This is a genomic window from Ktedonobacter sp. SOSP1-52, from assembly GCF_016587395.1.
In genome coordinates, this window is sequence record NZ_BNJH01000003.1 from 225,886 (window position 1) to 252,885 (window position 27,000).

Here is a 27,000-nt window from a genome sequence, read left to right on the forward strand (position 1 = left end):
TTGGATGCAGCCAGAGAGGATTAACACTGGAATGTTTACATTTATACGCAATCTACGCATCTTCCCGCGACTCTTTATCCTGTTTACAGTCATGGCTGTAATTGCAGTACTGTCTATGGTTCTGCTGGGTTCTTTTTATTTACAGGCGGAGCAGACCCATGCTCAAGCGGTAAAGACAAGCTTTGAGGCGCAGCAGATTGCGACCACTCAACAAATTAATCTACAGCGCATGAATGCCTTACTACAGGCGCGTTTCGCGCAGATTTTTGCCAGCAACAACGATCTTCTGCAAGGAGATCCATCTTTGGCAGCCTCAGGCGCTCTGATTGAGAAGGATATTGTGGCTCGTGAGACCGACTTCGATCAGACGCTAAAAAACTATAATACAACCTATAAAATCGCGTCTTCTCCCAATATGAGTGTCATTCACAATATTCTTGCTAGCGATGACGCGAATGCTCCTCTAATCACAGGTCAGCAGGCGGCTCTTGATAACGTCACAAAGACGCAGTGGAATGCATATAAGCAGTTACAGGACCAGGTTTTAGCGCAACTGAATAACAACCAAGACCTACAGTATCAACCTACTTACGCAACCCTCTTTCAGGCCAACCTTAAGTTTCAAACGTTGCAGCAGAGTTGGCAGACGGTCGTAGGTGCGGCGACAACTGTGGGGCAGGCGGTGACCGCTCTGAATAATTCAGAAATTATGCCTGTCCAGATCGCGACAGTCCTGGCTATACTGCTCATTATTGCCGTTATTGGCTTTACAGCCGCCCTTGTCAACGCGACTATTTCACGTCCCCTGCGTCAGCTTGCTACTCTGACTACCAAAATCGCGCAGGGTGATACAAGTCAGCGTGTGCATGTGGAAGGGCGAGATGAGATCCAAATGGTCGCCCTCTCGATGAATAATATGCTGAATAGCATTGTTCAGCTTATTAAAGAAGCAGAGATGCGCCATACAACGCTCCAGATGCAGGTTGAGCGCCTGATCGGAGAGGTCAGTGGCGCGGGCCAGGGCGACCTGCGCGTGCAGGCGACGGTGTCCTCAGACAGCCTGGGTGTATTGGCCTCCTTCTTCAACTATATGGTCAGCGAACTGGGTGTTCTCGTCATTAACTTCAAAACCCTGGCGAATGAGGTTGAGCGCGCAACGCTGCAGACATACGATGATATGGCGCAGCTTGTAGACAGTGCGGACGAACAAATTAAGCAAATCACCTCAGCAACCACAAACATCAGCGAGATGGCCAATACAAGCCGTGTGGTCGCTCAGCGCGTTCAGGTGCTCTCGCAAGTGGGAGGTAGGGTATACCAGACGACACAATCCGGTCGTAATGCCGTGTTGCGCACTGTCGAAGGGATGGGGCATATCAATAATGATGTGCATTTGAGTGCTACGAAGGTGCAGCAATTAGCGGAGCATTCGCAAGAGATCAGTGACATTGTGAAAATCATTTCGGGCATTGCCCACCAAACAAACCGCCTGGCGTTGGATGCCTCGATCCAGGCAGCGCTGGCTGGAGAAAATGGCAAAGCCTTCCGAGCAGTGGCAGATGATATTCGTCGTTCGGCTGAGGTCGCGAAGACGCAGACCAATAAAATCGAGCGCATCGTGAAACAGCTCCTTGAAGACATCGAGTCAGTAACCATCTCTATACAAGATACCGAAACCGAGGCTGCGACTGGTGCCCAGTTGTCAAGAGAGGCTGGTGCGGCCTTTGAGGCCATCGTTTCCGCTATTGAATATCAATCTCGTGAAATAGAGATGATCAATCAGGCAGCACAGCAACAATTACAAACCTCTAGTAGCGTCGCGCAGGTCATGCGGGGTGTTTCCTCATCGACACTACAGAGTAGTCAGAGTATCCGTGAGGAGGCTAAACGCATGGAACGCGTTGCCCAACTGGCCGAGCAACTCCTGGTCTCCGCTGAGGTCTTTAAGCTGCGTGATGATCAGGACATCTTTGCGCAAACCAATCGTGAACATATTGTGGCACAACAGGCATTTCCCCAACGTAGCTTTTAGTGAGCGTCTCTTTCAGCATTTGAGTAAAGAGGGAACATGTGGAGAAAGATGTGACGCAACAACAAGGAAGAATAACTGATAATCTTTCCAGGATTATACAGATTATTCAAGTAGAAGGTAGGACCGGAGAGCTGCGAGTGGGGCGTGGAGAAGGTATAAATGCCGAGATAGGGAGTATTGGGTTTACCAATGGGCAAATTGTTTTCGCCCAGGTGGGATCATATATAGGGCCGGATGCGCTCAATATAATGATAGGCTGGGGGAAGTGTGTATTTGTTTTTATTCCCCATCTGACTACGGGACCACTGCAACAGACCGGTCCCATTCCGAGCCAACGTGAGACTTCACCTGTGATACCTCAGCTGAGGCAATCAGCGCCTCAGCAGGGGGGGCAGCCTGCCGCCGCATCTGGCAATAACGCGTTTCCGCTGACAGCAGTTCCTAGAGCGACGATGTCAGTTATGAAGGCGATTGGAGTTATCGAGAAGGCGGGACTTCCACGCTTATATCGCCAGGTCATCTTAGCAATCGATGGTCGCCAGGCAGTTGGAGAGTTAATCAGGTCTATAAACTGTACACCTGAAGAAATGAACCAGATTTTACAGACACTGGAAGAGCTAACGATCATTCGTGTAGTAAGATGATGAGCATGTGAGAAGCCCGACCCTGCGATTGCGGCATGCCGCAATCGCAGGGTCGGGCTTCTCGCTATAGGTGCTTTTAGCGAGGACTCATGCGAATGCTACCATCCAGGCGGATAACTTCGCCGTTTAGCATAGTGTTCTCGATGATGTGCCTGGCGAGGGCTGCGTACTCGTCGGGGCGGCCCAGGCGCGAGGGGAAGGGGACCTGCTGGCCAAGCGAGATGCGGGCTGCTTCGGGAAGGCCTGCCATGAGTGGGGTATCGAAGATACCTGGGGCGATGGTCATGACGCGAATGCCCAGGCTGGCCAGCTCGCGTGCAATGGGTAGGGTCATGCCCACGATACCGCCTTTGGAGGCCGAGTAGGCGGCCTGTCCAATTTGACCGTCGAAGGCCGCGACTGAGGCGGTATTGATAATCACTCCGCGCTCACCGTCGTCTCCCACGGGCTGATTCTCGCTCATGGCCGCCGCAGCCAGGCGGATGACGTTAAAGGTGCCGATGAGGTTGACAGATATGACCTTGCTGAAGTTGGCGAGCGAGTGAATGCCGCGTTTGCTCAGGATCTTTTCCGCGATGCCGATACCTGCGCAGTTGATGGCGATATTGATCTCGCCACTGTGAGCTTGCGCAGCCTTGATCGCGGCCTGTACCTGCTCTTCATTCGTGACATCGGTTTGGCTAAATATGACCGTGCTTCCTAGCTCGCTCGCTAGAGCCTGGCCAGCTTCGGCGTTGAAGTCGAGGATCGTCACTTTAGCACCCTCGCCTGCGAGCAGGCGCACGCAGGCGGCCCCCAGACCCGAGGCTCCGCCAGTGACGATAACTCCTTTGTTGGCAATCTGCATTGTTGCTTCCTTTCCTTCCTTGGATAATAAAAAAATTTAGCGCGTTTCAGCTACTTTGCTGTGCTCAAGAAGCCAGGAATAGAGTTGTGGATCAGCATAGGCCGGGGTCCAGCTATCATGTCCGGCCTCTGGATAGATGGTCAGCTTGGTCTTTCCACCCGCTTGCTCAAGCGCGTTAATCATGGTTTGACTCGCCCTGAGAGGGACGACCGTGTCTTTGGCACCATGGAAGGCCCAGACCGGTACATCGCGCATGTTAGCTACCGTAGATGGATCACCTCCGCCACAGATGGGGACGGCAGCCGCGAAGCGCTCGGGGTGGGCCGCCACCAACGCCCAGGTACCATACCCTCCCATGCTGACGCCCGTCGCGTAGACGCGATTAGTATCGACCGAGTAGGTCTGGGCTACCTCATCTAGCAGGGCGATCAAGTCTTCCTGTTTCGCGGACCAGGAGGTGTCGTCTGGACATTGAGGCGAGATCAGAATGAAAGGGAAGCGTTCTCCTTCTTCAACCTGCCTGGGCGGACCATACTTTTTGAGCTGGTCCAGGTCGTCCCCGCGCTCACCCGCCCCATGCAAAAAGAGCAGGAGCGGCCAGCGTGTCCCCGCTAACATTTCGTAGTTATCGGGAAGATAAAGTAGGTAGCGTAGACGGACTGCATTAGTTGTGGTATCGTGCAGGGTCTCTTCCTGTTGTATGCTATGCATGAATTGGTTCTCCATAGAGAGGCTGATGTTGGAACGATCCACCTACTATGGGGCACATCGTTACCAACGGCGTTTTTTATGGATCGCTATACTGTTGCACTCTATTCTTATCATAAACGAAGACGACAGTACAAGTGGTATAGCGTCTAACGTATGAGCTGTGCCTGACGGCTTGTGCCTGAGGTACAGGAGTGCTAGACTGCCCTATAAAGCGTACGTTTGTGTACTCATTTTCTAAGGATCGAACGCGTGGAGAAGAAAGAGGAACGCATACACCTATTGGAGCGGCAGCTTCAGCGGGTACAGCGTCATATAGAACAATTAGACGCGCGTAGCAATCGCTACTCGTGGATACGGCTGTTTATTTTCTTTGGAGGCCTGGCTGTTAGCCTGGCGGTGGGCTTTTTGCTCTGGTGGCTGGGGATTATCCTGGGAGTGCTCAGCCTGCTGGCCTTTGGTGTTGCCGCGTATTACCATAGCCAGGTCGATAGAAGCTTGACACGCCACAAGGCCTGGCTCTTGATCAAATCGACGCATCTGGCGCGCGCCAGGTTGGATTGGGAGCATATACCGGCTCCCGCCCCCGCAAGCGGGCAGGAGGATCATCCCTTTGAGTTTGACCTGGATGTGACAGGGAAATACTCGCTGCATCGCCTGCTGGACATGTCCTTCTCCCGCGAGGGGAGCGAGCGCCTGCGCTCGTGGCTTCTGGCAACGGAGCCGGATCTGGAGTGTATATGGACACGCCAGGAACTGGTTGAGGAACTGCGTCCATTGAGCCGTTTCCGCGATAAGCTGGTGCTCTTCTCGCTGATCGCGACAAAAGGCAAGACAGGCCAGGTGCAGGGGCAGGAGCTTGTCGACTGGCTAAAGCGTAATCCACCCTCTAAAGGTGTGCGCCCTCTGCTATGGGCCTCGCTCGTCTTGAATGTCTTTACGCTCATAGACCTGGTGGCGAGCGTGGTCACCCATACGCCCAATCTCTGGGTGCTGACCTTCTTTGGTGGAATCTTTTTTCTCGCGCTCACGCAGAAGATACGGGGCAATATCTTCGAAGATGCGGGCTACATGAGTGACAACTTTGGTGCGCTCGGATCGGTCTTTGGCTTCCTGGAGAGCTACTCCTATGGGCGCAATCAGCACCTGGCGCGTTTATGTGCGGCCTTTCAGCAGCAGGGCGAGAATCGACCCTCACGCGTGCTACGTGGCATTGGTCGCATCTCCTCTGCGGCAGGTTTGAAGGCCAATGGGCTGCTCTGGCTGCTGGTGAACCTCTTTCTACCCTGGGATGCATACTGCGCCTATCGCCTGGGCCAGTACAAAGAGCAGATCGTCAAGTTTCTTCCTGGTTGGCTGGATACCTGGTTTGAGCTGGAGGCTTTAAACGCGCTCGCGACCTTTGCCTACCTCAATCCAGAGTATATCCTGCCCGAAGTGTTGGCGAATGATCAGCTCACACAGGAGAAGGCACCGCTCTTTAGCGCGCATTCCCTTGGGCATCCGCTTATCCAGGATCGTGTTCGTGTAACCAATGATTTCGCTTTTCATAGGCTGGGCGAAGTGGATATTCTGACAGGCTCAAATATGGCGGGCAAGAGCACCTTTTTGCGCACATTGGGCGTCAATCTCTGCCTGGCTTATGCGGGGGGACCTGTCTGTGCCAGCGCGCTGACAACGCGCCTGTTTCGTCTCTTTACCTGCATCCGCGTCAACGACTCGGTGACGGATGGCTACTCCTACTTTTACGCTGAAGTCAGGCGCCTGCGTCAGTTGCTAGATGCGTTGGAGCAGTCTTCTCCCTATCCTCTCTTCTTCTTGATCGACGAGATCTTTAAGGGCACCAATAACCGGGAGCGCCTCAGCGGTAGCCGGGCCTTTGTGCGTGCCATTGTGGGTCATGACTGCTTAGGTGCGATCTCTACCCATGACCTGGAACTGGTCCACCTGGAGGAGGCGGTTCACGACCTGAAGAACTATCACTTCCGCGAGGAGGTGGTTGAGGGGCAGATGGTCTTTGATTATAAGCTACGCACCGGCCCCTGTCCTACGACCAACGCGCTCAAGATTATGCAGATGGAGGGACTTCCCGTGGAAGAGGTTGATGTACGCTAGTTCATCATCGCGATGGCTTGGCGGATCATCTTGATATAGTTGAGGACCTCGTAACGGTCTTTGGCCTCCGGGGCCAGTTCGCGATAGGCCATCAGGTCATGCAGGGCGCGGCCATAGTGCTTAAGTTGCAGGTGAAGCAGGCCGCGCTCGCGGCGATGAACTGCGGATTGAGGATGGAGCAAGACCATGAGCTCATAGATAGCCAGGGCTGGCTCGTAGGCATCGCGCTCCAGGTAGATGCGTTTGAGGTTATTGAGCATGCGCCCCAGCATTTGCTTACGCAGGACAGGCTCAAACCAGTGATGATGTAACTTGAGTGGGCGATGGGCGATCCTGCGCACCAGCTCTATACACTCCTGCTCACTAAGCAGGCGTCCCTGGTGGAAGGCATCGATGTAGTAGGTTTCTTCGCCATACTGGCAGCGTGCGATAAAGTGATAGGGCAGGCCAATGCCCTCGATGGAGAGACCAGCGCGGCGCGCGACTTCAATATAGACAAGTGAGAGCGTAAGGGGGATTCCGGCGTGGTTATCCAGGACTTTATTGAGATAGCTATTGTCGGGATTATTGTAGTCGCTGGAGTTGCCGCAGAAGCCCTCCTCTGCAAAGATGACCTGGTTGAGAGCCTGGAGAAACTCATGTGGCTCGCGTTCGGGTGAGGTGGGCATGGCATTTAAAGGGAGGGTTGGAGAAAGGCCAAGGATTCCCCGGACCCGCCGCGCGAGGGCGTCGAGCTGTGATTGATAACATGCAATATCTATTTCTGGATACGCCAGCTTCGCAATGAGAAGGGCCGCTCCCACCAGGTCTATGGCGGCATCTTCCTGGGCGAGAAGCGATGCGAACGCAGTATAGATGCGTTGTTGTGGGCTTTCCCGCGAAAATCTCTCTGCCATACTCAGGGCATTAAAGCATACCCACTTATGGGTTGCAAGCTGGAAGGGACCTGTGTACCAGGTAGCCCTGGTACTTTCGCCTACGCCACACGACTACGTTTGACCGCATTAGAGGACTTTGATATAGCCAAGTATACCATGAAATAGCTCAGTTCTATCAGAGGCACACGCAGGCGCGAGGAGTCAAGCCCAGAATGTGCATATGTGTTAGCTCGCTGCCTTTTGATCTTGCTCTGGCTGTGAAGGTTGCTGGAGCTTCCTGGTGAGGATGTGTTGGATGGGTACGCGGGGCGCGACGGGATAGTCTTCGAGGACCGGCTTGGCATTCTCTTGATTGCCGCGCAGAAGCTCATACACCAGTGCTCCCAGCAATGCGCCCAGGCAGGGACCCACAATATAGACCCAGGAATTGGTCAGGATAGCACCACCCGCAAAGAGGGCAGGCCCCAGGCTGCGTGCGGGATTCATGCTGCCGCCAGTCAGAGAGTTGCCGAGGATGCCGCAGACGATAATTGTGAATCCAACTGTGAGTCCGCTATCGGCGCGCACAAAGCGTTTATCCGTCGCGCTTCCCATACTGACCATCATCAATACAAAGGTTAGAAGCGCTTCCAGAACGAGCGCGGCTGGCAGGCTGGTTTTCAGCATGTTCGCGCCATAATGGACCAGCTCGGCTTTGCCGGGAAAGAGTAGCATATGGGCGAAGCTGGCGCTGCATGCTCCCGCAAGCTGGGCCAGCCAGTAGGGCAGCACCAGGCGCCAGGGAAGGCGACGAGTAATGGCAAAACCCAGCGTGATTGCGGGATTGAAGACGGCGGCTGAGAGATAGCTAAAGAGGTAGATCATGGCCGCAACCGTCAGGCCGAAGGTCAAATGGACCACAAAGATGCCTGCGATATTCTCGGTATCACCGACTATGGCGCGTACCCCACAACCAAAGAAGACCAGGGCGAAGGTACCCAGGAACTCCGCGCAACTACGTCTAAATATATCTCGTTTCATAGAAAATACCTCTTTTGGATTCTGTATAGTATTAGTACGTGGAAAGAGGTCGCGGTGCATACATATCCCTGGGGATGCGTCTCTGGCTGCAATGAAAACGGGCGGATTGGCGCGGAACGAGGAGCATAACTGGAGAGTATGAGGCATGTGAGCATGTGTATACAGAGAGTATAATTTTGTGCAGGACCCTGGCACGTGACAAGCAAAACTGATAAGAGCAAGAGAAGCAGGAGGAGACGCTGTGCGAGTAGTGAAGACCGTTCTGATCAACCGTCCGGTCGAGGAGGTATTTGCCTACGTGACGGATATGTGCAAGGTCACGGAATGGACACCTGCACGCGAAATTCGCCCGGTCAATGATGTTCCCATGGGCGTTGGTGCCCGCTTTCTCCAGGCAGGTGAGTTCCTAAATCAGCGTATGGAGTTTACCACAGAGGTAACGCACTACGAGGTGCCCAGGCTGTTTGGCTTTAAAAGCCTGACTGGACCCGTGAATTTAGAGACGACGATCATCTTCGAACCAATCGAGAACGGTACGCGGGTTACCATGATGGGCGAGGGCGAACCGGGAGGAATGCTGAAATTCGCGCGTGGCCTGGTCTCCACCATGCTCGATAAGCAGATTAATGCCCAGCTTCACAAGCTCAAAAAGAACCTGGAGAAAGCATAGACTCGCAGGCTCGCCTCCGAGGAAGGTGTATGGTGAGGGGCTGGCAAAAGCCAGCCCCTCACCATACACCTTCCTCCCTGAGCGCCGCAGGCGTGGCAACAGGGAGCGTGTTATAATGACGTTGAGATTAAGACATCGTGGCTCATAGCTTGACAATGATGCAAGCGAGCAAGGGAAAGGCAGTGAGCGACTGTATGGAAAGAGTATTTGAAAGCCAACCTCTCTGGGAACCCTCGGAAGCAGTGAAGCAACAGGCCAACGTCACCCACTATATGCGCTGGTTACAGGAAAAGAAAGGGCTGCATTTTCAGACGCGCGAAGCGCTCTGGGAATGGTCCGCGAATGAGATTGAAGCCTTCTGGGGCTCTCTCTGGGAATATTTTTCACTTCAGACATCGACCCCCTATACAACTGTCTTGCGCCAACGTGTGATGCCAGGGGCACTATGGTTTCCCGGTGCGCGCCTCAATTACGCGGAACATGCCTTCCGCAACGCCACCGAGGCGCGCCCGGCCCTCCTTTTTCGCTCTGAACGGCACGAACTCGTTAGTGTCTCATGGGCGGAACTGGCGCAAAAGGTTGGCGCCATCGCCCAGGCCCTGAGGGATCTAGGCGTAAAACCTGGCGATCGCGTCGTAGGCTATATGCCTAATATCCCCGAAACAGCGATGACCTTTCTGGCATGTGCCAGCATAGGAGCGACCTGGTCAAGCTGCTCGCCCGATTTTGGCCCCAATAGTGTTATCGACCGCTTTAAGCAGATTGAGCCAAAGGTTTTATTTGCCATCGATGGATATCAATATGGTGACAAGCGTTTTGATCGCCGTCCCATTGTCGCGGAACTGCAAGAGTCGCTGCCGAGCGTAGAGCATACTGTGCTCTATTCATATCTCTTTGGCGAGCAGGGAACCCGGCCTGCGGCGTTGTCGAATACACTCTCCTGGCAGGAGCTTGCCGCGAAGCCAGCTCCCCTACAATTTGAGCAAGTCCCCTTTGATCATCCGCTGTGGATTCTCTACTCTTCGGGAACAACTGGCTTGCCCAAGCCCATCGTTCATGGCCATGGTGGTATTCTCCTGGAACACCTGAAGTGCCTGACGCTGGATAAGGATATCAAACCAGGAGATCGCTTATTCTGGTTCTCGACCACGGGCTGGATGATGTGGAACCTGCTGCTCGGTGGCCTGCTGGTAGGGGCAACAGTCCTACTCTACGATGGTAGTCCAGCCTATCCGGACATGGGAACGTTATGGCAGTTTGCCGCCGATACACAGATGACGACCTTTGGCACGAGTGCAGCTTATATTTCGAGCTGCATGAAGAGCGGTATCGAGCCGGGCCAGACCTATGATTTGCGTCACCTGCGAACTGTAGGTTCAACGGGTTCGCCGCTGACGCCCGAGGGGTTCCGCTGGGTTTATGAGCATGTCAAGTCCGACCTCTGGCTGGCCTCAGTTAGTGGTGGCACGGATGTGTGTTCCGCTTTCGTGGGTTGCTCGCCCCTGCTCCCCGTGTATGAGGGGGAGCTTCAGTGTCGTATGCTCGGCGCGAAGATTGAAGCTTTTGATGAGGCCGGAAATGCACTGATTGGTGAGGTTGGCGAGCTTGTGATTACGAATCCGCTGCCCTCCATGCCGCTCTACTTCTGGAACGATCCCAACTATGAGCGGTATCGCGAGAGCTACTTCTCGCTTTATCCCGGTGTCTGGCGCCACGGTGACTGGATCAAAATTACGCCCTCGGGCAGCGCCATTATTTATGGCCGTTCCGACTCCACGATCAACCGGCAGGGCATTCGGATGGGCAGCAGTGAGATCTATCGCGTGGTTGAGAGCCTCCCAGAGGTACTTGATAGCCTAATTATCGGCGTGGAAATGCCGGGTGGACGCTATTACATGCCGCTGTTTGTGGTCTTGCGCGAGGGCGTTGAGCTGGATGAGAGCCTGAAGGCGAGGATCAAGACGCAGCTTCGCTCAACTGTCTCGCCCCATCATGTACCCGATGAGATTCAGCAGATTCCCGAGGTGCCGCGTACCCTGAGTGGGAAAAAGCTCGAGGTGCCGATCAAGAAGCTCTTTATGGGTATCCCTGTTGAGAAGGCCGCCAGCGTGGATGCCTTGAGTAACCCCCAGGCACTGACCTACTTCGTAGACTTTGCCCAGAAGGTAGTAGCCCGGCGTGAGGATACGGCTGTATAAGCATAACTTCAAATGGTCCTCAGATGTAGTGTATTGTGGGGAGCCTGCGGCTCCCCACAATACACTACATCTCATAATCAAGGCGAGCGCCCCAGGCGCGAAGCCTGCTTTATCCCGGTTAGCGAGAAATGGGAACAGGTAAAGCGGACGCAGATGCTCATTTAGAGCCGTGTGGCGCAGGGTGATGGGAAGAACGTCCCTCTTGCTACAGACTTTTCCAGGCATTGTGCTATACTACGCGTGACGTATAGCAAAATACTTATTATTTCGGGTAGGAGGTGTGGTGCGTGCCAGTTGCCTGCGGCAACTGGCACGCACCACACCTCCTACCTGGGCGAGCGCCGCCGGCGCGAGGCGTCACGCCAAAAGTTGCCTATTGTGTTAGTTAGGGTAGAGATGGAGAAGGTATGGGTTACGAGCCAAGTTCACCAGGCCCCAATTCAGCCACAAATGGTCACGCGCGTATAAAGCGCTTTGGTGCACGCTTGCGTCCATCGGAGATAGAGCAACAGCCTTTCCAGGAGCAGGGTGTGCCGGTTCAGCGCGAGGAAACTATTCCAGGTTTCTATGAGCCATCAGGGCCGGGTATACCCCCACAGGGAATGGCGTGGCGTGGTCAGGTAGAGCCTGGATATGGAACCAGCCTTGATTCACCAGTGCCTGGCAATTATGGTTCATGGGACTTCTCACCAGAGAAGGCATTCCCGCAGGCCGCTCCTTCACCAGCACCATCGTTTCCGCCTGTTCCTGGATTTAATCTAACTCCCGAACCTCTCTATGTGCCCCAGAATATTGCTTATAGCCAAAGTGAGGCGCGCCAGCCCTCAATCAGTCCACCTCCTCTAACACCCCTGACCAGTTCTGCTGTTCCTCCCTCGCCCTGGGGTCAGAAAAAGAAGAAACCGCTGCTGCTGGGGCTGTTGCTAGGTATGCTACTGCTTGGTGGCTTGAGCTACTACATGTATAGTTACATGCACATTGCCCACCAGATAAAAACGCCAAAGGATCAGGTAGTGACGCCCACAGTCAATGCCCAGGCCACTGCCTTGGCGTCAGCCTATCCTTTTAGTAAGGACCTGGTGTTGACCGATACCCTTAAGGATAATAGCCAGAAACATGGCTGGCTGGAGGACCGCTACTGTACATTTGCTGCTGGTGCCTACCAGGCGCGTGAGCCAGAGGCAAATACCTATTATACCTGTCCTGCGCTCAAGACCGCGTTTACCAACTTTACCTATCAACTCACTATGCGGATAACGAAGGGTGAGATCGCTGGCTTAACCTTCCGTGGCGATGATGTCGGCTACAAATACTACGCCTTTATCTTTAATAGCGATGGCAGTTATACCCTACTTGTCTACACCGGGCGCAATATCCCTCCACGCTCTCTTTATACTGGTAGCAGCAGCCAGTTTAAGCCAGGTGCCGATAATCAAATTGCCGTTGCGGCTGCCGGTTCCACGCTTCGTCTCTTTGCCAATCATCAGCTTCTGGCATCGGTCGAGGATGCTACCCTGACGCAGGGCCAGATAGGTGTAGCAGTGTATACCCAGAAGAACGAGACGCAGGCGCTCTTTCGCGACGCGAAAGTTTGGAAGCTTGCCTGATTTCCAGGCTAACAAATCTTCTTTGTGTAAGTCTTTTCCTCTTCGCGCCTGCGGTGCTGGAGGGAGGAGTGTATAGTGGCCGCTTGGCTCCGCCAAGCGGCCACTATACACTCCTCCCTCGAAGATAAGCCTGTGAGCCGAGGCAGACACCAAAGGTGAATGGAACTGTCTAGATGTTAATGTTCAGGTACTTGACGATTGATTGCGAATTGGGTAGCATGAGGAAAATATTAGTGCCAGAAGTTGTTTTCTGTAGAAGAAGTGTAGCGCCTTAAGAAATACTTTGTGCTCTTCAAGAGTAAGGGGCTGATGCATGGCCGAGCGTACAGGTCAGCAGTTTGGAAATTATCGCCTGGTAAGCCTGTTGGGACAGGGGGGATTTGCCGAGGTCTACCTGGGCGAGCATATTTACCTGGATACCCAGGCCGCGATTAAAGTCTTACATGCCCAGATTGCGAGCGATGAGATCGGGCTATTTCGTGCTGAAGCGCGGACTGTGGCCCGCCTGGTTCATCCGCATGTTGTGCGTGTACTAGAGTTTGGCCTGGAGGGGACGACGCCATTTCTGGTGACCGATTATGCCCCCAATGGTTCGCTACGGGGGCGCCATCCCCGGGGAACACGTCTGCCCCTCTCCCTGGTCGTATCCTATACCCGCCAGATTGCCGAGGCGCTACAGTATGCGCATGAGCAGAAAGTCGTCCATCGCGATGTGAAGCCTGAGAATATGCTGTTAGGGCGCGAGGACCAGGTGCTTTTAAGCGATTTTGGCATCGCCCTTGTCTCGCAGAGCGCCCGCTATATGAGCACGCAGGGCTTTCAAGAACTGGCCGGCACTATCATGTATATGGCCCCAGAACAGATGCGCGCCCAGGCCCTTCCCGCCAGCGATCAGTATGCGCTGGCCGTGGTTGCCTATGAGTGGTTAACTGGGGAACGCCCCTTTACGGGAACCTTCTCTGAGATCGCGGTTAAACACACCCTGGCGCCGCCACCTGGCCTACGCGCAAAGATACCCGAGCTACCAGTAGAGGTCGAGAAGGTTGTTTTCAAGGCGCTGGCTAAAGAACCTGAGCAGCGTTACTCTTCAGTCCTGGCGTTCGCTCAAGCCCTCGCAGAGGCAGCCGGGTCTAGCGCTGATTCAGCGATTCCACGAAAAAAAAGCGTCAGGAAGGGTGAAGACACCTTCTGGGCAACCATTGATGCCTTCCTCAAAGCCCTCAAAGGCAGAGCACTCTACCCTTCCCCTGTGGCGACAAAAGGGGAAGCCGACCCAGGTACAGGCAGAAGCAAAGGAAACTACCAGGCGGGAGGATATAAGCGCCCGGACCTCGGCACCCTTACCCGCTTTGACCTCTGAATCGTCGACCGACGCGGTGACACTGCCTGTGGCGGACGAGGTTCTCGCCAGTTTGCAGGCTGACGGCGCAGGCGAGGCTGAGGGCACAGGCGAAATTATATATCCACATCCACTCCCAGCCGTGTCTGCGTCTAAAGCTGGCGTGACGCGGCGCAAGGTCTTGCTGGGTGTGGGCCTTGCTGGTGCCGCACTTGTCGGTTCGGCTGGCCTGTTGACATGGTTTGTACGCTCGTATCCTATGCCTATGCCACTCGCAACAGATGTCGAGGACAAGCCAGCGCTCCTGACCTATACCGGCCATACCTCCTATGTGTGGAGCGTGGCCTGGTCGCCTGATGGTCGGATGCTCGCCTCGGCCAGCGATGACCAGACTGTGCATGTCATAAGCGCGCTCCAGGGGACGCTACTGGCCACACCTTATAGCCGGCATACCGATAGCGTCTATAGCGTGGCCTGGTCACCTGATAGCAAGCGTCTTGCCTCGGTCAGTGCAGATCAAAGGCTTGAGACCTGGGACGCGCCGGATGGATATTATCCACGCGATTTTCGCGCGAACTCCTGGATCTGGAGTGTGGCCTGGTCGCCCGATGGTCGCTATCTGGCGTCAGGCGGAGGCGATCGCCTGGTGACAATCTGGGATGCCGTCACGGGCGGTAGTACTCTGACATACAAGGGACACAAAGGTAATATCAATGCGCTCTCCTGGTCGCCTGATGGCCGCTCTATTGCTTCGGCGAGCAGTGATCATACTACCCAGGTCTGGTCGGTTGCTGGGGGAAAGTTGGTGCGTACACATGTTGCCTATCCTATGGCGGTTACGATGCGTAGCGTGGCCTGGTCACCTGATGGCAAGCGTCTAGCGGTAGCCTGTGATAACCAGACGGTGCAGGTCTGGGATGCCTTCACAGGGGATCACCACTATGTGTACCAGGGACATACCGACCTCGTCTATAGTGTGGCCTGGTCTCATGATGGTCGTTACCTGGCCTCGGCGGGCGATGATCAAGCGGTGCAGGTCTGGGACGCGACAAATGGAGAGGTGTTGCACACATTTCGTGGGCATAGCGAGGGTGTGCGCTCGCTCTCCTGGTCGCCCGATGGAAAATATCTCGCCTCTGGCTCCTGGGACAAGACGGTCAAGGTCTGGTCGCTGAGTTAGCATACCGCGTTACGATGAACTTAACAGCTACCTGGGGACGTTTAAGGTGTTAGTGGGATAGCTTCCTTCGCGTACAACTTTTTTTGCCCCTGACAAGTACATGTATTATGTGGATTGCAGCAAAGAAAATATGAACCTGCGCATATTATGAGAAGAGTGGAGGATGGGGTGAGGAGCGCGAACTGTACAGATATAGCTACAAAGTGGCATCCCGGCTAAAAAGGCTGCATGCAAATGTTTTACCCATTGTGGGTTCTGTGACAAAAGAGAGCGGTAGAAAATGATTTCAGATGTGAGCAAAGATAATAAAGAGCATGCCTCTGATCCCCCTGGGAGGGCGGATCAGTCACGATTTCCGGTGCAACGTTTTTCGCTTATCGCGGCCATTCTCTCAACCCTGCTGATTCGTATTGCGGGCCGTACAAGCTTTGTCATCTTAGGATTTTACCTGGGCGAGCGCTTCGCTTCGGCGACGTTAGTGGCGCTGGTGCTTGAAGCATTCTATATTACCGAACTCTTGCTATCGCCCGTTGTTGGAAGCCTCTCCGATCATGCGGGCAGACGTCCATTTCTCTTATTCTCCCCTATAATGGCAACCATAGCCACGCTCTGCTTCTTGCTGGCCTCGCGCCTCTACCCGCATCCAAATGTTCATGTCTTGAATGTACACCTCGTGTTGCTGCTCGTGATCATCCTATTCGGACGCCTGCTGGAGGGTGCGACAACTGGTATGAATGTGCCCGCGACCCTGGGCTACCTGACGGATATCACGATTGGCTCAGAGCGCCTGCGTATGCGTGCGGTGACGGCCTTTGAGGTGGTGACGGTAGGCGCCATTGGCCTGGCCATCCCCTTTGCGGGAAAGGTCAGTAGTACGCTTGATACCTGGGGTTTCCTGGTTGTCGCGGCATTATATATGCTTGCGCTACTCATCATTTTCCTGGGCGTGCGCGAGAGCGTGGAAATTCAGGAACGTACCACGTCCCGGCGCTCATTCCTGGAGGGCTTTAAGGTCCTGCGCTATCGCCGAATTTCGACCTTCTTGCCCGCCTGGTTCTCGGTCAACGCCCTGGTGGGGGCATGGGCGGTACTCATCACTATCATGCTGGCTTATCCTAAACACGCGGCGGCTCTACGCCATCCAGGGCAACTCCTCTATGGCGGCTTTAGTAAGATGGAGTCATCGCTCTGGGTGGGAGGTTTTGCCCTGCTCTTCCTCTGTGGGATGGGTATATGGATGCTGTTTGTCGCGCGTTTCCGCCGTTCAACCGTGATGCTGATTGGCCTGGTGGGCCTGGGGATAGCGATAAGCGCACTAACGGTGATAAACGGATTGGGTGAGACAATGGGCGATGTCGTACCAGACCAGTCTACGGTAGTCCTGATCCTGCTAGGTATTGTCGCCCTGGGTGTGCTCTTGCTTAGTGGTTTTACTCCTGTGGCATTAATGCAGATGAGCGCCATCGCTGAGTCGATGCGTGGCAAGCGAGGAGCGGTCATGGGCCTCTACTCAGTGGTGCTGGCCATAGGACAGCTTATCGGGACCTCGCTAGGTGGACTCTTTGTCGACTGGCATGGTTTCTATGGCCTGATGCAATTCTCGCTTTTGATGGGTGTGTGCTCCTTCTTAAGTGTGCTCTATATGCGTTATCATCGCGATGATCTCTTGCAGCCACCCAAGAAAGGTTTACTTTCTTGATAGAAATTGCCTTTGTGTGACTTCTCGCGCCTGCGGCGCTCGCTCTATTAAGTTGATGTGATAGGAGATTGGCAGCCTATGGCTGCCAATCTCCTATCACATCAACTTAATAGAGATAATTTGTCAGGCCAGGCGCAGAGGTGTAAAGGCGGCAAGGAGTGTGATCAGACCCAGGCCGAGCGCGATCCAAACTAACTCCTGACGGGCGCCCAGGGGGAGGAGCAGGAGTCCCCAGAGCGCTTTCCCCACGGGTTCAATACCAAAAGTGAGCAGGCGAAACGAACTATTTACCCTCCCCAGCAATTCATCGGGAGCAAGCGAGAGTCTGTAGGAGACGACTACCACGGCATAGCAAGGCCAGAGCAGGCCGATTAGCCCCATCGCAAGGATGAGCGTCCAGGAGCCAGAACTCAACGCCAGTAGTGTACTCGCCAGCGTCCAGCCAAGCAGGGAACCGAGCATGATTGGCCCCATGCCCAGGCGCCTTTGTAGCCAGGGCGCGATGGCGCCTCCCAGGAGGCCCCCAATCCCGTTGGCGCTGATGACGATACCCAGGGTCAGCGTGTCCAGGTGAAGGGTGTCACGTGCCAGGAGAATCACCGCCAGGGTAATCCCGGCCTGCATAAAATTGATTAGCGTCGTGAGCAGAGCCATCAGGCGGAGCAGGGGCTGGCGCCAGAGAAAGCGTAGTCCTTCAAGTACATCCTGCACGAGCGATTGTGGTTGTGTCACAACACGTTGCTGCTGAAAAGGCACACGAATACCTCCCAGCGAGAGCACTGAGACAAGGTAAGAGAGGCTATCAGCCATATACGCCAGCATTGTACCTGGCAGTGTCGCGCCTGCGAACTGAATCAGCAGACCTCCAAGACTGGGGCCAACCAGTGTGGCGGTACTCTGAGTAATTTCGCTCAGCATATAGGCTGAGGGGACATCCTTGGGCGCGACTACACGTGGCAGGGCCGAGAGCTGAGCGATACCAAAGAGTACGTTGGCTGTCCCTTCGAGGAAGGCCACGACATAGAGCTGTGGTAGCGTCAGGTGACCGAGATAGAAGGCCACAGGCATAGAGGCCAGGAGGAGCCAGCGCAGCGTATCGCAGGCCAGCATGACCAGCTTGCGGTTCCAGCGATCCACCAATGCGCCCGCGGGCAAGCTAAAGAGTAGGTAGGGCAGTAACTGGATGGCGCTGAGAAAGCCAGCCTGAGCAGGTGAGTTGGTAAAGGCGAGTACAAGCAATGGGAGTGCGAAAAGTGAAACCTGGCTTCCCGTCTCGGAAACAATCTGCCCGCTCCAGAGGAGCAAGAAGGCGCGATTGCGCCATAAGCTAGCCGTGGGTTGAGGTGACCTGGCTGGCAAGGTATCGATCTGATCCATATAAAGCAAAATCCTTCATTGTGTATCCAGGGAAAAGAGTAAAAAGCTTTGTAAAGATGACTGGTCATGAAGTACACAATAAAGGGAGGAGCACGACTATGGCCAGGCGGAGCATCCTGACAGCCCTGTGCTTCTCTTGTGAGATTGAGGCAATGAATGTTTGTTTGAGTTGGACGCCGGCCAGTACTCCAACCGGCTCAGAAGGCTCAATAATGAGGCTGCACCGTGCGGTATCCTCCAACTGACTGCTAGAAAACGAGATGTTCTTCTTACATTTGTTTATAGGGATGAGTATAGCTAAATCCTTCTGGCTGGTCAATGTGAAGGGGCCTGGCGCAATAGAGAAGTTGACTTTTGTGGGGCACTGACACTAGAAACAGGGAGAATGATAAAATATTAAGCAGGTCGGTTTTCGCTCTGTGATATGACAACAAGCGGGATGTTTGTTGAAGCCAGCAACAGAGAAGAGGAGGGAGCATATGCCGCACTACTTTACGCGTGCCGAAGCTGAGGCTTTGCTGCCTGCGATCAGTGTGGAGCTAGGCAAAATCCAGGTTCACTATCGTCAGGCGCAAGGGCTAGAGAAGGATCTTGAGGAGATGCAGGTGAAGTCTATGGGCAATGGGCACCACCTGCAAGGCAAGATACTGCATGTTCAGGAGAGCTTGCTGGAGCATGTTCAGGCGCTGCAACAGGCAATGGAAGAGTTGCAGAAACTGGGCTGTGAGCTGAAGGACCCGGAAATTGGTCTAATTGATTTTTTGAGCTTGCGTAACGGTGAAGAGGTCTACCTCTGCTGGCACCTGGGTGAAGAGCATATCGACTACTGGCACACCCTGGAGGCAGGCTTCGCGGGTCGTCAACCATTTGAGGATGAGTAGTAAGAAGAAGTATGAGAGAGTTTAGTATGGCAAGTATTCAACAGGCGCTACAAGAGGGAATACAGCGTTTGCAGGTGCGCGATGGGCGCGGAGGGGAGCAGAATCCGCGCCTGGATGCCCAGGTCTTGTTGGGGCATATACTACAGGTGCCACGGGCGACGTTGTATGCCTATCCCGAGCGAGAGCTGAGCGCAGAGCAGGAGAAGCGCTTTCGCGAACTCATTGAGCGGCGCGCCCGCAACGAGCCTGTCGCGTATCTTGTTGGCGAGAAGGAATTTTATAGACGTGACTTCCAGGTGGATGCGCGCGTGCTTATTCCCCGCCCCGAGACGGAACTACTGGTGGAAGCCGCGCTCAAGGAGGCGCGCCGTCGTCTGGATGCGGGAGAGATGCCTGTTGTGGCCGACGTTGGCACCGGGAGCGGGGTTATCCCGATTACCCTGGCGCTAGAGGAGCCACGCCTGCCTGTAATCTATGCCTGCGATGTCTCGGTGGAGGCCTTAGAGGTTGCGCGTGCCAATTGCCAGCGCTATGGTGTTGAGGAGCGTGTGATCCTGTTGCAGAGCGATCTTTTGCAGGCCTTACCTCAGCCCGTAGATATGCTGCTTGCCAACCTACCGTATGTTGGCACAGACGAATTACCACAGATGGCTCCCGACGTATGGAATTATGAGCCACACCTGGCCCTTTTTAGTGGTCCAGATGGGCTAGGCTTATTGATGCGCCTGTGTCGCGAAGCCCGTCAATATGGTATGCTGAGACCTGGGGGATGGTGTGTGTTGGAAATGGGTTACCTGCATCAAGAGCCACTGACACGCCTGGTAAAGAGTTTATGGCCCGAGGCCGATGTGGCGTGTATCAGTGACTACGCTGGATTGGACCGCCACCTGGTGGTGCGACTACCCGGCAGCAACCAGGTCCCATAACTGATCGCCGTTACTGAGGCATGATCCTGGGTTATACCCCGCTTCATATATGAGACCGTCAAAAGTGATGTATTTGCGTGTTTTTATAGAAAAAAGAGTGCGTAGTAGCAATGTACCTTTGCTGTGACGCATTTAGCGGGGAGAGTCCACATGGCTCTGTTGAGAATCGTTGAGGCTCAAGTGTCATCGTTTAGTTTACCAGACCTGCTCTTAATTCTAGGAGGCGGCGCGGTCGCGTTTCTGCTTTCGTACCTCTTTACCTTTGGGGTCATCAAGTTTTGCACCCGGTTCGATTTGCTGGATCGGCCTACGAAAGAGCGCGACCGTATTCATAAGAAGCCAGTGCCACGCCTGGGCGGGGTAGCTATCTTCCTGGCCTTCGTGGTCGCCTCACTCATCTTTTACGCGTCCAACCACGAGGTGAAGCCGGATGAGATGATTCGTTTTATCTTATTGATGGCGGCCTCCCTCTTACTGGTAGCGGTCCATGCATATGACGATGTGCGTGGAATGCGTGCCCTCCATAAATTTATTGTCCAGTCGCTCGCGGTCGTGATTATCCTTGGTCCGTGGAACTGGCATTTTTATGGCATCATCCTCTTTGGCTTTAGCAATCCCTTTGGAGTCGCGGTCGAGCATCCCGGTCTCCCCTGGTATCAGCAGCCAATCATCTCTATCTTGATCCATAAGCCGGAGATTACCTGGCTAGCGATCCCAGCTGTCATCGTTACCTGGTTCTGGTTTACGGGCATGACCAATACCATCAACTTTGTAGATGGCCTGGATGGGCTGGCCACGGGTGTGGTCGGAATTACTGGCTTCTTCATTACTATCATTAGTATTTACCTTGGTCAGTACACTATTGGCCTGCTGGCGGGAATCTTCACAGGTGCAGTGCTAGGCTTTCTGCCGCACAACTGGAGCCCGGCCAAGATCTTTATGGGTGATAGCGGGGCGCAATTTCTCGGGTTTATGCTGGCGGCGCTTTCAATCATGGGCGGAGCGAAGCTGGCTCTGGCCTTGATGGTCCTGGGTGTGCCTATCCTGGATGTTGCCGTGATCATCGCTAGCCGCCTGCGCCGTGGCCAGTCGTTCGCTCAGCCCGATACGACCTCTCACCTCCACTATCGCTTGATGGCTACAGGCTTGAACGCCAAACAGATCTGTTATATCTTTTATGGCCTGACAACGGCCTTTGGCATCCTGGCCTTGAGCCTGCCAAAGGGGGTTAAGATTGTTGGCCTGCTGCTCGTTGGCGCGACGATGCTCTTCCTGACCTTCTGGCTGGACAATCTCCAGAAGCAGCGCGAGACCCTGCTCAACTCGCCACGCCCGCCTCTCTCTGACGAGCAGGAGTCTGCTAGTGGTGAGCACCCTCACGCCCGTTTGCAGACGGAGGGTTAATCTCGTAATAAAGCAGAGAAAGAAGGCTGAGGAGCTTGTACAAGCTCCTCAGCCTTCTTTCTCTGCTTTCTTCTACGCCATGACTTCGTTGGAGGTCTCATTGAGCTGGCGAATCATCTCGATTTCTTCCTCCAGCATGCGCTTAAGGAAGTGCCCGGTATAGGACTGTGGTGCCTGTGCCACCACCTCGGGTGTGCCCTGGGCGATGATGCGACCACCCCCGTCGCCCCCTTCGGGTCCCAGGTCAATGATCCAGTCCGCACACTTGATGACGTCCAGGTTATGTTCAATGACGACAATCGTGTTCCCGGTATCTACCAGGCGTTGTAGGACGCTGAGCAGGCGATCTACGTCGGCGAAGTGCAGACCGGTGGTGGGTTCGTCCAGGATGTAGAGTGTGCGTCCCGTGGCGCGGCGTGATAGCTCAGTCGCCAGCTTAATGCGCTGAGCCTCACCACCTGAAAGCGTGGTCGCGGGCTGCCCCAGGCGCATATAGCCCAGACCCACATCCTTGAGCGTCTGCATCTTGGTATGGATGGAGGGGACGTTCACGAAGAAGCCAGCGGCCTCCTCAATGGTCATATCCAGTACATCGGCGATAGTCTTGCCCTTGTAGTGGATCTCCAGGGCCTCACGGTTATAGCGCTTGCCGTTACAGACCTCGCAGGGAACATAGACATCGGGCAGGAAGTTCATCTCGATGCGTACAATGCCCTCTCCCTTACAGGCCTCACAGCGCCCACCCTTGACGTTAAATGAGAAGCGGCCAGGCATATAGCCACGCATGCGTGACTCGGGTACCTGGGCAAAGAGTTCGCGAATGCCGGTAAAGGCGTTCGTATAGGTGGCCGGGTTGGAGCGTGGTGTGCGCCCAATCGGCGACTGGTCAATATCAATGACCTTGTCCAGGTATTCAAGCCCCTCAATGGTCTCATGCTGTCCAGGGCGCTCATGGGCGCGGTGGAAGGTATGAGCCAGTTTGCGATAGAGAATATCCGTGATCAGCGTACTCTTGCCCGAGCCTGAGACGCCAGTGATAACGACGAACTTCCCAAGAGGGATATCGACGTCGACATTCTTCAGATTGTTCTCGTTTGCGCCCCTGATAGTAAGCTTATTACCGTTGCCGGGACGGCGCTCGGCGGGGATCTCGACGCGACGGCGGCGCGAGAGGTAGTCGCCGGTGAGCGAGTTGGGATTGGCCACGATCTCGTCATAGGTTCCCTCGGCCACGACATAGCCACCATGCTCGCCCGCGCCCGGCCCAATATCGATGATATGGTCGGAAGCGCGCATTGTGTCCTCGTCATGCTCAACCACCAGCAGCGTGTTGCCCAGGTTGCGCAGGCGCGTCAGGGTCTTGATCAGGCGTTCGTTATCACGCTGGTGCAGGCCGATGCTGGGTTCGTCCAGGATGTAGAGTACCCCCATCAGGCCAGAACCAATCTGGGTTGCCAGGCGAATGCGCTGGGCCTCACCGCCAGAGAGGCTGGCTGCGGCCCTGCTCAGCGTCAGGTAGTCCAGGCCGACATCGACCAGGAACTGTAGGCGGGCATGAATCTCCTTGAGCACCTGGCGCGCGATAAAGCGCTCGCGCTCAGTCAGGATCGTCGCAACGAGCTGTCCCCGCGTATCAATTTTCGCCAGGGGATCGCCAAGCAGGCTATTGCCCTGCTTGCCATTCTTCTTCGTCTTGCCATTCTTCACTGGTGCCAGGTGAATTGGCTCTCCAGGTTTGACGCCGCTCCGGCTGGCGAGTACGTCATCCTCCAATTCCTGGAAGAAGCGCTGAGTGTGCGTGATTGAGAGGCTCGTCACCTGGACGATATTATGTCCCCCCACGGTAACGGCAAGAGCCTCTGGCTTGAGGCGCGCGCCCCGGCAATCCGGACAGATGCGTGCCGTCATATAGCCTTCAATCTCTTCGCGAATACCCTCGCTATCGGTCTGCTTATAGCGCCGGTCGAGATTGGGGATGACGCCTTCGAAATGGACATTATAGGTCTTGGTCTGCCCATGCTGAGGTGTATAGCGAATGGCAAGTTGCTCAGGAATACCGTGCAGGATTTTCTGCTGAATATCTTCATTCAGGTCCTGCCAGGGCGTATTCAGATCAAAGTCATAGGCCTTGGACAGGGATTCCAGAATGGCGCTATGCCACTGGCTACCATTGACGACCTTGCTCCAGGGGGCGATGGCACCCTCAAGAATGCTGACCTCGGGATGGGTCACGATCAGTTCGGGATCGATCTCCATCTGCGTTCCCAGGCCGGTACAGGTGGGGCAGGCCCCGTGGGGGCTGTTGAAGCTGAAGGTGCGGGGAGCGATCTCCGGCAGGCTAATGCCGCAGTAGACGCAGGCTGCCTTCTCCGAGTAGAGCGTTTCCTCTCCACCAATTACAGAGACCAGCACGACCCCATTGCCGAGTTTGAGGGTCGTCTCCAGCGAATCGGTCAGGCGCTGGCGGAAGGCTGGATCAACCTCTTCATGCAGGATCGCGGGAATATCTGGCTCCGCGATATTGTCCTCGTCGCGATGGGCCTCTTTGCTGGCATTGACTTCGTAGAGCGCGGGCCGCTCGGCCACCTTCTTCAGCCCATTCTCCTCGTTCTCCTCGCGCTTCTGTTTGCGAATAACCAGGCGGTCAACTACGACCTCGATGGTGTGTTTCTTCTGTTTATCCAGGTCGATTTCGTCGCTCAGGTCGCGAATCTCGCCATCGACGCGCACGCGGACATAGCCTGAACGGCGCATCTCTTCAAAGACGTTCTTGTATTCGCCTTTACGGCCCTGAACAAGAGGGGCCAGCAGCATGATGCGTGAGCCGTCAGCCAGGCTGAGGACTGCATCCACAATCTGCTGGAGGGTCTGTTGGCTGACCTCGCGACCGCACTGGGGACAATGCTGGTGACCGATGCGTGCGTAGAGCAGGCGCAGGTAGTCATAAATTTCGGTAACGGTGCCAACTGTTGAGCGTGGGTTGTGGGTTGTGCCTTTCTGATCGATGGAGATAGCAGGCGAAAGGCCGTCGATGTGTTCAACATCGGGCTTCTCCATCTTATCCAGGAACTGGCGTGCATAGGCCGAGAGCGACTCTACATAGCGACGCTGCCCTTCCGCGAAGATGGTATCAAACGCCAAACTACTCTTCCCCGAACCCGAAAGACCTGTGATGACCACGAGCTTATCGCGCGGAATGGTCACGTTAATATTCTTTAAATTGTGCTCACGTGCACCACGAACTACTATTTTATCCTGGGGCATAACAATCCAACCGTCCGTCCCTGCAAAACGTAGAATAACTACAGTGCTTATTTTCTATGTGGGTGTGCCAACGAAAGTGCTGCCCTGAAATATTCAGGAACACCTTCTTTTGTTCTGGTATACTCTCGCCAAAGTACCGTAGAAAATACAAACAAACGTTCCATCTAACACTACTATACTGGCGGCTTTGCGTCAAGGGTTATGGGACCGGCTAGAGCGGATTCTTTTCATGCTCTCAAAGGGGAGAGTAAGAGCATTTGCGTTATTCCTCCCAATCCATCAAACCCATTCTGTACATGTGAGAATTGCTACAGGCCAAAAGGGTCACTACTAAGAGAAAACACTCTGGAGCGAGGAATTATTTCTTGGTTTATGATGTGTAATCCGTAATTCTGTCTAAATATGGCTATGTTCCTTTGATGGAAATAGATTACAATAAAAACAGCTTGTAGCAGAGTTGTCTTGGTGGGCTACAAAGATGTGGCCTGAGAAGAAGGAAGTGACTTTGGTGGAGGTACGTATGGGTGTAAAGCTGAATACTGGGAAACGCTACCGTTTTGTGCGTGAGCTGGTAGAGACGTTGGCGCTGACAGTATTGCTCTTTCTCGCGATCAACTTCGCTGTGCAGAAATTTGATGTGGTGGGCAAGAGTATGGAATCGCGGCTCCATAATCAGGAGAGCCTGATTGTCGACAAGGCGAGCTATTATGTGCGCCAGCCTGCGCGTGGGGATGTCATTGTTTTTGAGGCGCCTCCGCAACCGACTGCCGACTACATTAAGCGTATTATCGCTGTGCCAGGAGATGTGATCTCGGTCGAAAACGGGGTGCCAACCGTTGATGGTGTGCGGCTCAATGAGACATACGTTGATCCCGCCAAAGCAGGGGCCTCACCCACTGATAGACCCATACATAATCTCCTTGTCCCTCCTGGTTACTACTTTGTGATGGGGGATAATCGCGTTGACAGTTATGATTCGCGCTCGTGGGGGTTGGTCCCGCGTGCTAACATCATTGGGCGTGCGGCGCTTATTTACTGGCCGTTTAAGGCGGATAACATTGGCCTTTTGCCTGATGTCTCATCTGTCTACGCGAAGGTACACCAACCATCGGATACAATCAATGCCAGGCGCTAAGATCTTATTCCGAACCCCAACCCCCATTCGGGGCGCAGCGCCATTTGCGTGTCTAGCGCTTCCCCGTTCGGGGACCACCTAAAGGTGGCACGGCAAGCGCGCTCAGGGTTTTCGGATCAGAAGTAGCTGCGCAACCAGGAAATAGTACTGTCGGGGGGCCACGAACAGCACGACGCTACGTTTCGTGGTATCCTTCCTGTATACTATGGTGGAACTTATTGATATTATTTGAAACAGTTTAACGAGGAAAGCCCGTGGATGTAGAGCTGGATTTTGAAAAACGTTTCCGCTTAGTGCGTGAAATCATCGAAACCATCGTGTTGACCGTCTTGATGTTTCTGGTGATTCGCCTGGCAGTCCAGAACTTCAACATTGATGGTCAGAGTATGGAGCCGAACTTTCACAATCAACAATTTATTTTTGTCGACAAGTGGTCGTATCTCTTCCATCCACCCCGCCGCGGCGATGTGATTGTATTTGCCGCTCCCCCTGAACCCGACCAGGACTACATCAAGCGCGTTGTTGGCCTCCCAGGCGACGTCATCACTATTCAAGACACAACTGTATTTGTAAATGGGAAGGCATTATCTGAGACATATATCGATCCGCACCGCCAGGGGAATCCCTATGCGCCCATTGTCAATATGGTCATTCCGCAGGGCGATTATTTTGTGCTGGGAGACAATCGTGCGGGCAGCTCAGACTCGCGGGCCTGGGGTTGTGTTCCCAAGCAGAACCTCGTAGGCCAGGCCGCCTTTGTCTTCTGGCCCTTAGGGCAGGATAACTGGGGGCTGGTCAAGAACGAGAGCGGCATCTTTGACCAGGTACCTCAGCCACCCCAGGTCACGAATCCCACTATGTGTCCGGTGAAGCCGACCCCTGTTCCAGCCACCCAGATCGCCCCCTCGCAGGGTGGGCACCCCTCGCTCATCTCCCAGGCCGAACTGCCCGCCACCTTCCTGCTGCCCACCCTCCTTGGCGGCTGGTGGTACTGGCAGCAACGTGCGCAGCGCCGCTGCAATGCCAAAGAAGCAACCGAGCAGGACCAGGAAGAAGAGGTATAAAAAAATCAGCAC

Annotated in this window: 20 protein-coding genes; 14 read left to right on the forward strand and 6 right to left on the reverse strand. The window is 54.5% G+C overall.

Features of this window, described 5'->3' with window-relative positions; translation table 11 throughout:
* The first annotated feature begins 31 nt into the window (after positions 1-31).
* Positions 32-2,032 (forward strand): methyl-accepting chemotaxis protein, encoded by a 2,001-nt coding sequence (locus JMJ16_RS26620; protein ID WP_201386506.1) that lies wholly within the window; start codon positions 32-34, stop codon positions 2,030-2,032.
* 50 nt (positions 2,033-2,082) lie between these two features.
* Positions 2,083-2,676: a DUF4388 domain-containing protein gene (locus JMJ16_RS26625; RefSeq protein WP_255553265.1), complete on the forward strand. Its 594-nt coding sequence runs from the start codon at positions 2,083-2,085 to the stop codon at positions 2,674-2,676.
* Positions 2,677-2,752: 76 nt separating this feature from the next.
* Here JMJ16_RS26625 and JMJ16_RS26630 read toward each other — a convergent pair whose 3' ends face one another.
* Together JMJ16_RS26630 and JMJ16_RS26635 are read right to left on the reverse strand one after the other, a co-directional pair.
* The gene (locus JMJ16_RS26630; RefSeq protein WP_201386509.1) at positions 2,753-3,523 is read right to left on the reverse strand and encodes a 3-hydroxyacyl-CoA dehydrogenase; all 771 of its coding nucleotides are present in this window, start codon (positions 3,521-3,523) and stop codon (positions 2,753-2,755) included.
* A gap of 36 nt (positions 3,524-3,559) precedes the next feature.
* Positions 3,560-4,234, reverse strand: coding sequence for a prolyl oligopeptidase family serine peptidase (locus tag JMJ16_RS26635; protein WP_201386511.1), 675 nt, complete (start codon positions 4,232-4,234; stop codon positions 3,560-3,562).
* 249 nt (positions 4,235-4,483) lie between these two features.
* Here JMJ16_RS26635 and JMJ16_RS26640 point away from each other — a divergent pair, with 249 nt between their 5' ends.
* Complete coding sequence (locus tag JMJ16_RS26640) at positions 4,484-6,346, forward strand: MutS family DNA mismatch repair protein (protein WP_201386513.1); 1,863 nt, start codon at positions 4,484-4,486, stop codon at positions 6,344-6,346.
* Here the strand turns inward: JMJ16_RS26640 and JMJ16_RS26645 are convergent.
* Positions 6,343-7,242: a SirB1 family protein gene (locus tag JMJ16_RS26645; RefSeq protein WP_201386515.1), complete on the reverse strand. Its 900-nt coding sequence runs from the start codon at positions 7,240-7,242 to the stop codon at positions 6,343-6,345. The genes JMJ16_RS26640 and JMJ16_RS26645 overlap by 4 nt on opposite strands.
* Before the next feature lie 207 nt (positions 7,243-7,449).
* Entirely contained in the window at positions 7,450-8,244 is a 795-nt protein-coding gene (locus JMJ16_RS26650; RefSeq protein WP_201386516.1) for an MIP/aquaporin family protein, read from the reverse strand.
* A gap of 241 nt (positions 8,245-8,485) precedes the next feature.
* Between JMJ16_RS26650 and JMJ16_RS26655 the strand changes: the two genes are divergently transcribed.
* The 6 genes from JMJ16_RS26655 (at position 8,486) to JMJ16_RS26680 (ending at position 16,937) form a co-directional block, all read left to right on the forward strand.
* Positions 8,486-8,914, forward strand: a complete 429-nt coding sequence (locus tag JMJ16_RS26655; protein WP_201386518.1) for an SRPBCC family protein — start codon at positions 8,486-8,488, stop codon at positions 8,912-8,914.
* 194 nt (positions 8,915-9,108) lie between these two features.
* Positions 9,109-11,112, forward strand: coding sequence for an acetoacetate--CoA ligase (locus JMJ16_RS26660; RefSeq protein WP_201386520.1), 2,004 nt, complete (start codon positions 9,109-9,111; stop codon positions 11,110-11,112).
* A 407-nt stretch (positions 11,113-11,519) separates the two neighbouring features.
* Positions 11,520-12,719 (forward strand): hypothetical protein, encoded by a 1,200-nt coding sequence (locus tag JMJ16_RS26665; protein ID WP_201386522.1) that lies wholly within the window; start codon positions 11,520-11,522, stop codon positions 12,717-12,719.
* A 313-nt stretch (positions 12,720-13,032) separates the two neighbouring features.
* Positions 13,033-14,079 carry a serine/threonine-protein kinase gene (locus tag JMJ16_RS26670; protein ID WP_201386524.1) on the forward strand — a complete coding sequence of 349 codons (1,047 nt, stop codon included), beginning with the start codon at positions 13,033-13,035 and terminating at the stop codon, positions 14,077-14,079.
* Positions 14,069-15,238, forward strand: a complete 1,170-nt coding sequence (locus tag JMJ16_RS26675) for a WD40 repeat domain-containing protein (protein WP_201386526.1) — start codon at positions 14,069-14,071, stop codon at positions 15,236-15,238. The genes JMJ16_RS26670 and JMJ16_RS26675 overlap by 11 nt, the downstream gene beginning before the upstream one ends.
* A 280-nt stretch (positions 15,239-15,518) precedes the next feature.
* Complete coding sequence (locus tag JMJ16_RS26680; protein WP_201386528.1) at positions 15,519-16,937, forward strand: MFS transporter; 1,419 nt, start codon at positions 15,519-15,521, stop codon at positions 16,935-16,937.
* 123 nt (positions 16,938-17,060) lie between these two features.
* On the opposite strand, the gene JMJ16_RS26685 is transcribed toward JMJ16_RS26680, so the two are convergent.
* Positions 17,061-18,314: an MFS transporter gene (locus JMJ16_RS26685; protein WP_201386530.1), complete on the reverse strand. Its 1,254-nt coding sequence runs from the start codon at positions 18,312-18,314 to the stop codon at positions 17,061-17,063.
* A 479-nt stretch (positions 18,315-18,793) separates the two neighbouring features.
* Between JMJ16_RS26685 and JMJ16_RS26690 the strand changes: the two genes are divergently transcribed.
* From JMJ16_RS26690 to JMJ16_RS26700, 3 genes are all read left to right on the forward strand, one after another.
* The gene (locus tag JMJ16_RS26690) at positions 18,794-19,195 is read left to right on the forward strand and encodes a DUF2203 domain-containing protein (RefSeq protein WP_201371044.1); all 402 of its coding nucleotides are present in this window, start codon (positions 18,794-18,796) and stop codon (positions 19,193-19,195) included.
* Between the two features lie 26 nt (positions 19,196-19,221).
* On the forward strand, positions 19,222-20,121 hold the full coding sequence (gene prmC, locus JMJ16_RS26695; RefSeq protein ID WP_201386532.1) for a peptide chain release factor N(5)-glutamine methyltransferase: 900 nt from the start codon (positions 19,222-19,224) through the stop codon (positions 20,119-20,121).
* A gap of 150 nt (positions 20,122-20,271) precedes the next feature.
* Positions 20,272-21,525: an MraY family glycosyltransferase gene (locus JMJ16_RS26700; RefSeq protein ID WP_201386534.1), complete on the forward strand. Its 1,254-nt coding sequence runs from the start codon at positions 20,272-20,274 to the stop codon at positions 21,523-21,525.
* A gap of 72 nt (positions 21,526-21,597) precedes the next feature.
* On the opposite strand, the gene uvrA is transcribed toward JMJ16_RS26700, so the two are convergent.
* Positions 21,598-24,789, reverse strand: a complete 3,192-nt coding sequence (uvrA, locus tag JMJ16_RS26705) for an excinuclease ABC subunit UvrA (protein ID WP_201386541.1) — start codon at positions 24,787-24,789, stop codon at positions 21,598-21,600.
* A 508-nt stretch (positions 24,790-25,297) separates the two neighbouring features.
* On the opposite strand from uvrA, the gene lepB (JMJ16_RS26710) reads away from it, so the two are divergent.
* Together lepB (JMJ16_RS26710) and lepB (JMJ16_RS26715) are read left to right on the forward strand one after the other, a co-directional pair.
* Positions 25,298-25,924 (forward strand): signal peptidase I, encoded by a 627-nt coding sequence (lepB, locus tag JMJ16_RS26710; RefSeq protein WP_201386542.1) that lies wholly within the window; start codon positions 25,298-25,300, stop codon positions 25,922-25,924.
* A gap of 254 nt (positions 25,925-26,178) precedes the next feature.
* Entirely contained in the window at positions 26,179-26,988 is an 810-nt protein-coding gene (gene lepB, locus JMJ16_RS26715; protein ID WP_236601705.1) for a signal peptidase I, read from the forward strand.
* Positions 26,989-27,000 lie beyond the last annotated feature (12 nt).

What these genes read in the sequence shown, in the direction of transcription:
- JMJ16_RS26620 (WP_201386506.1), top strand. Translation starts at nt 32, where the DNA reads ATGTTTACATTTATACGCAATCTACGCATCTTCCCGCGACTCTTTATC.
- JMJ16_RS26630 (WP_201386509.1), bottom strand. Translation starts at nt 3,523, where the DNA reads ATGCAGATTGCCAACAAAGGAGTTATCGTCACTGGCGGAGCCTCGGGT.
- JMJ16_RS26635 (WP_201386511.1), bottom strand. Translation starts at nt 4,234, where the DNA reads ATGCATAGCATACAACAGGAAGAGACCCTGCACGATACCACAACTAAT.
- JMJ16_RS26645 (WP_201386515.1), bottom strand. Translation starts at nt 7,242, where the DNA reads ATGGCAGAGAGATTTTCGCGGGAAAGCCCACAACAACGCATCTATACT.
- JMJ16_RS26650 (WP_201386516.1), bottom strand. Translation starts at nt 8,244, where the DNA reads ATGAAACGAGATATATTTAGACGTAGTTGCGCGGAGTTCCTGGGTACC.
- JMJ16_RS26660 (WP_201386520.1), top strand. Translation starts at nt 9,109, where the DNA reads ATGGAAAGAGTATTTGAAAGCCAACCTCTCTGGGAACCCTCGGAAGCA.
- JMJ16_RS26665 (WP_201386522.1), top strand. Translation starts at nt 11,520, where the DNA reads ATGGGTTACGAGCCAAGTTCACCAGGCCCCAATTCAGCCACAAATGGT.
- JMJ16_RS26670 (WP_201386524.1), top strand. Translation starts at nt 13,033, where the DNA reads ATGGCCGAGCGTACAGGTCAGCAGTTTGGAAATTATCGCCTGGTAAGC.
- JMJ16_RS26680 (WP_201386528.1), top strand. Translation starts at nt 15,519, where the DNA reads ATGATTTCAGATGTGAGCAAAGATAATAAAGAGCATGCCTCTGATCCC.
- JMJ16_RS26685 (WP_201386530.1), bottom strand. Translation starts at nt 18,314, where the DNA reads ATGGATCAGATCGATACCTTGCCAGCCAGGTCACCTCAACCCACGGCT.
- JMJ16_RS26690 (WP_201371044.1), top strand. Translation starts at nt 18,794, where the DNA reads ATGCCGCACTACTTTACGCGTGCCGAAGCTGAGGCTTTGCTGCCTGCG.
- prmC (WP_201386532.1), top strand. Translation starts at nt 19,222, where the DNA reads ATGGCAAGTATTCAACAGGCGCTACAAGAGGGAATACAGCGTTTGCAG.
- JMJ16_RS26700 (WP_201386534.1), top strand. Translation starts at nt 20,272, where the DNA reads ATGGCTCTGTTGAGAATCGTTGAGGCTCAAGTGTCATCGTTTAGTTTA.
- uvrA (WP_201386541.1), bottom strand. Translation starts at nt 24,789, where the DNA reads ATGCCCCAGGATAAAATAGTAGTTCGTGGTGCACGTGAGCACAATTTA.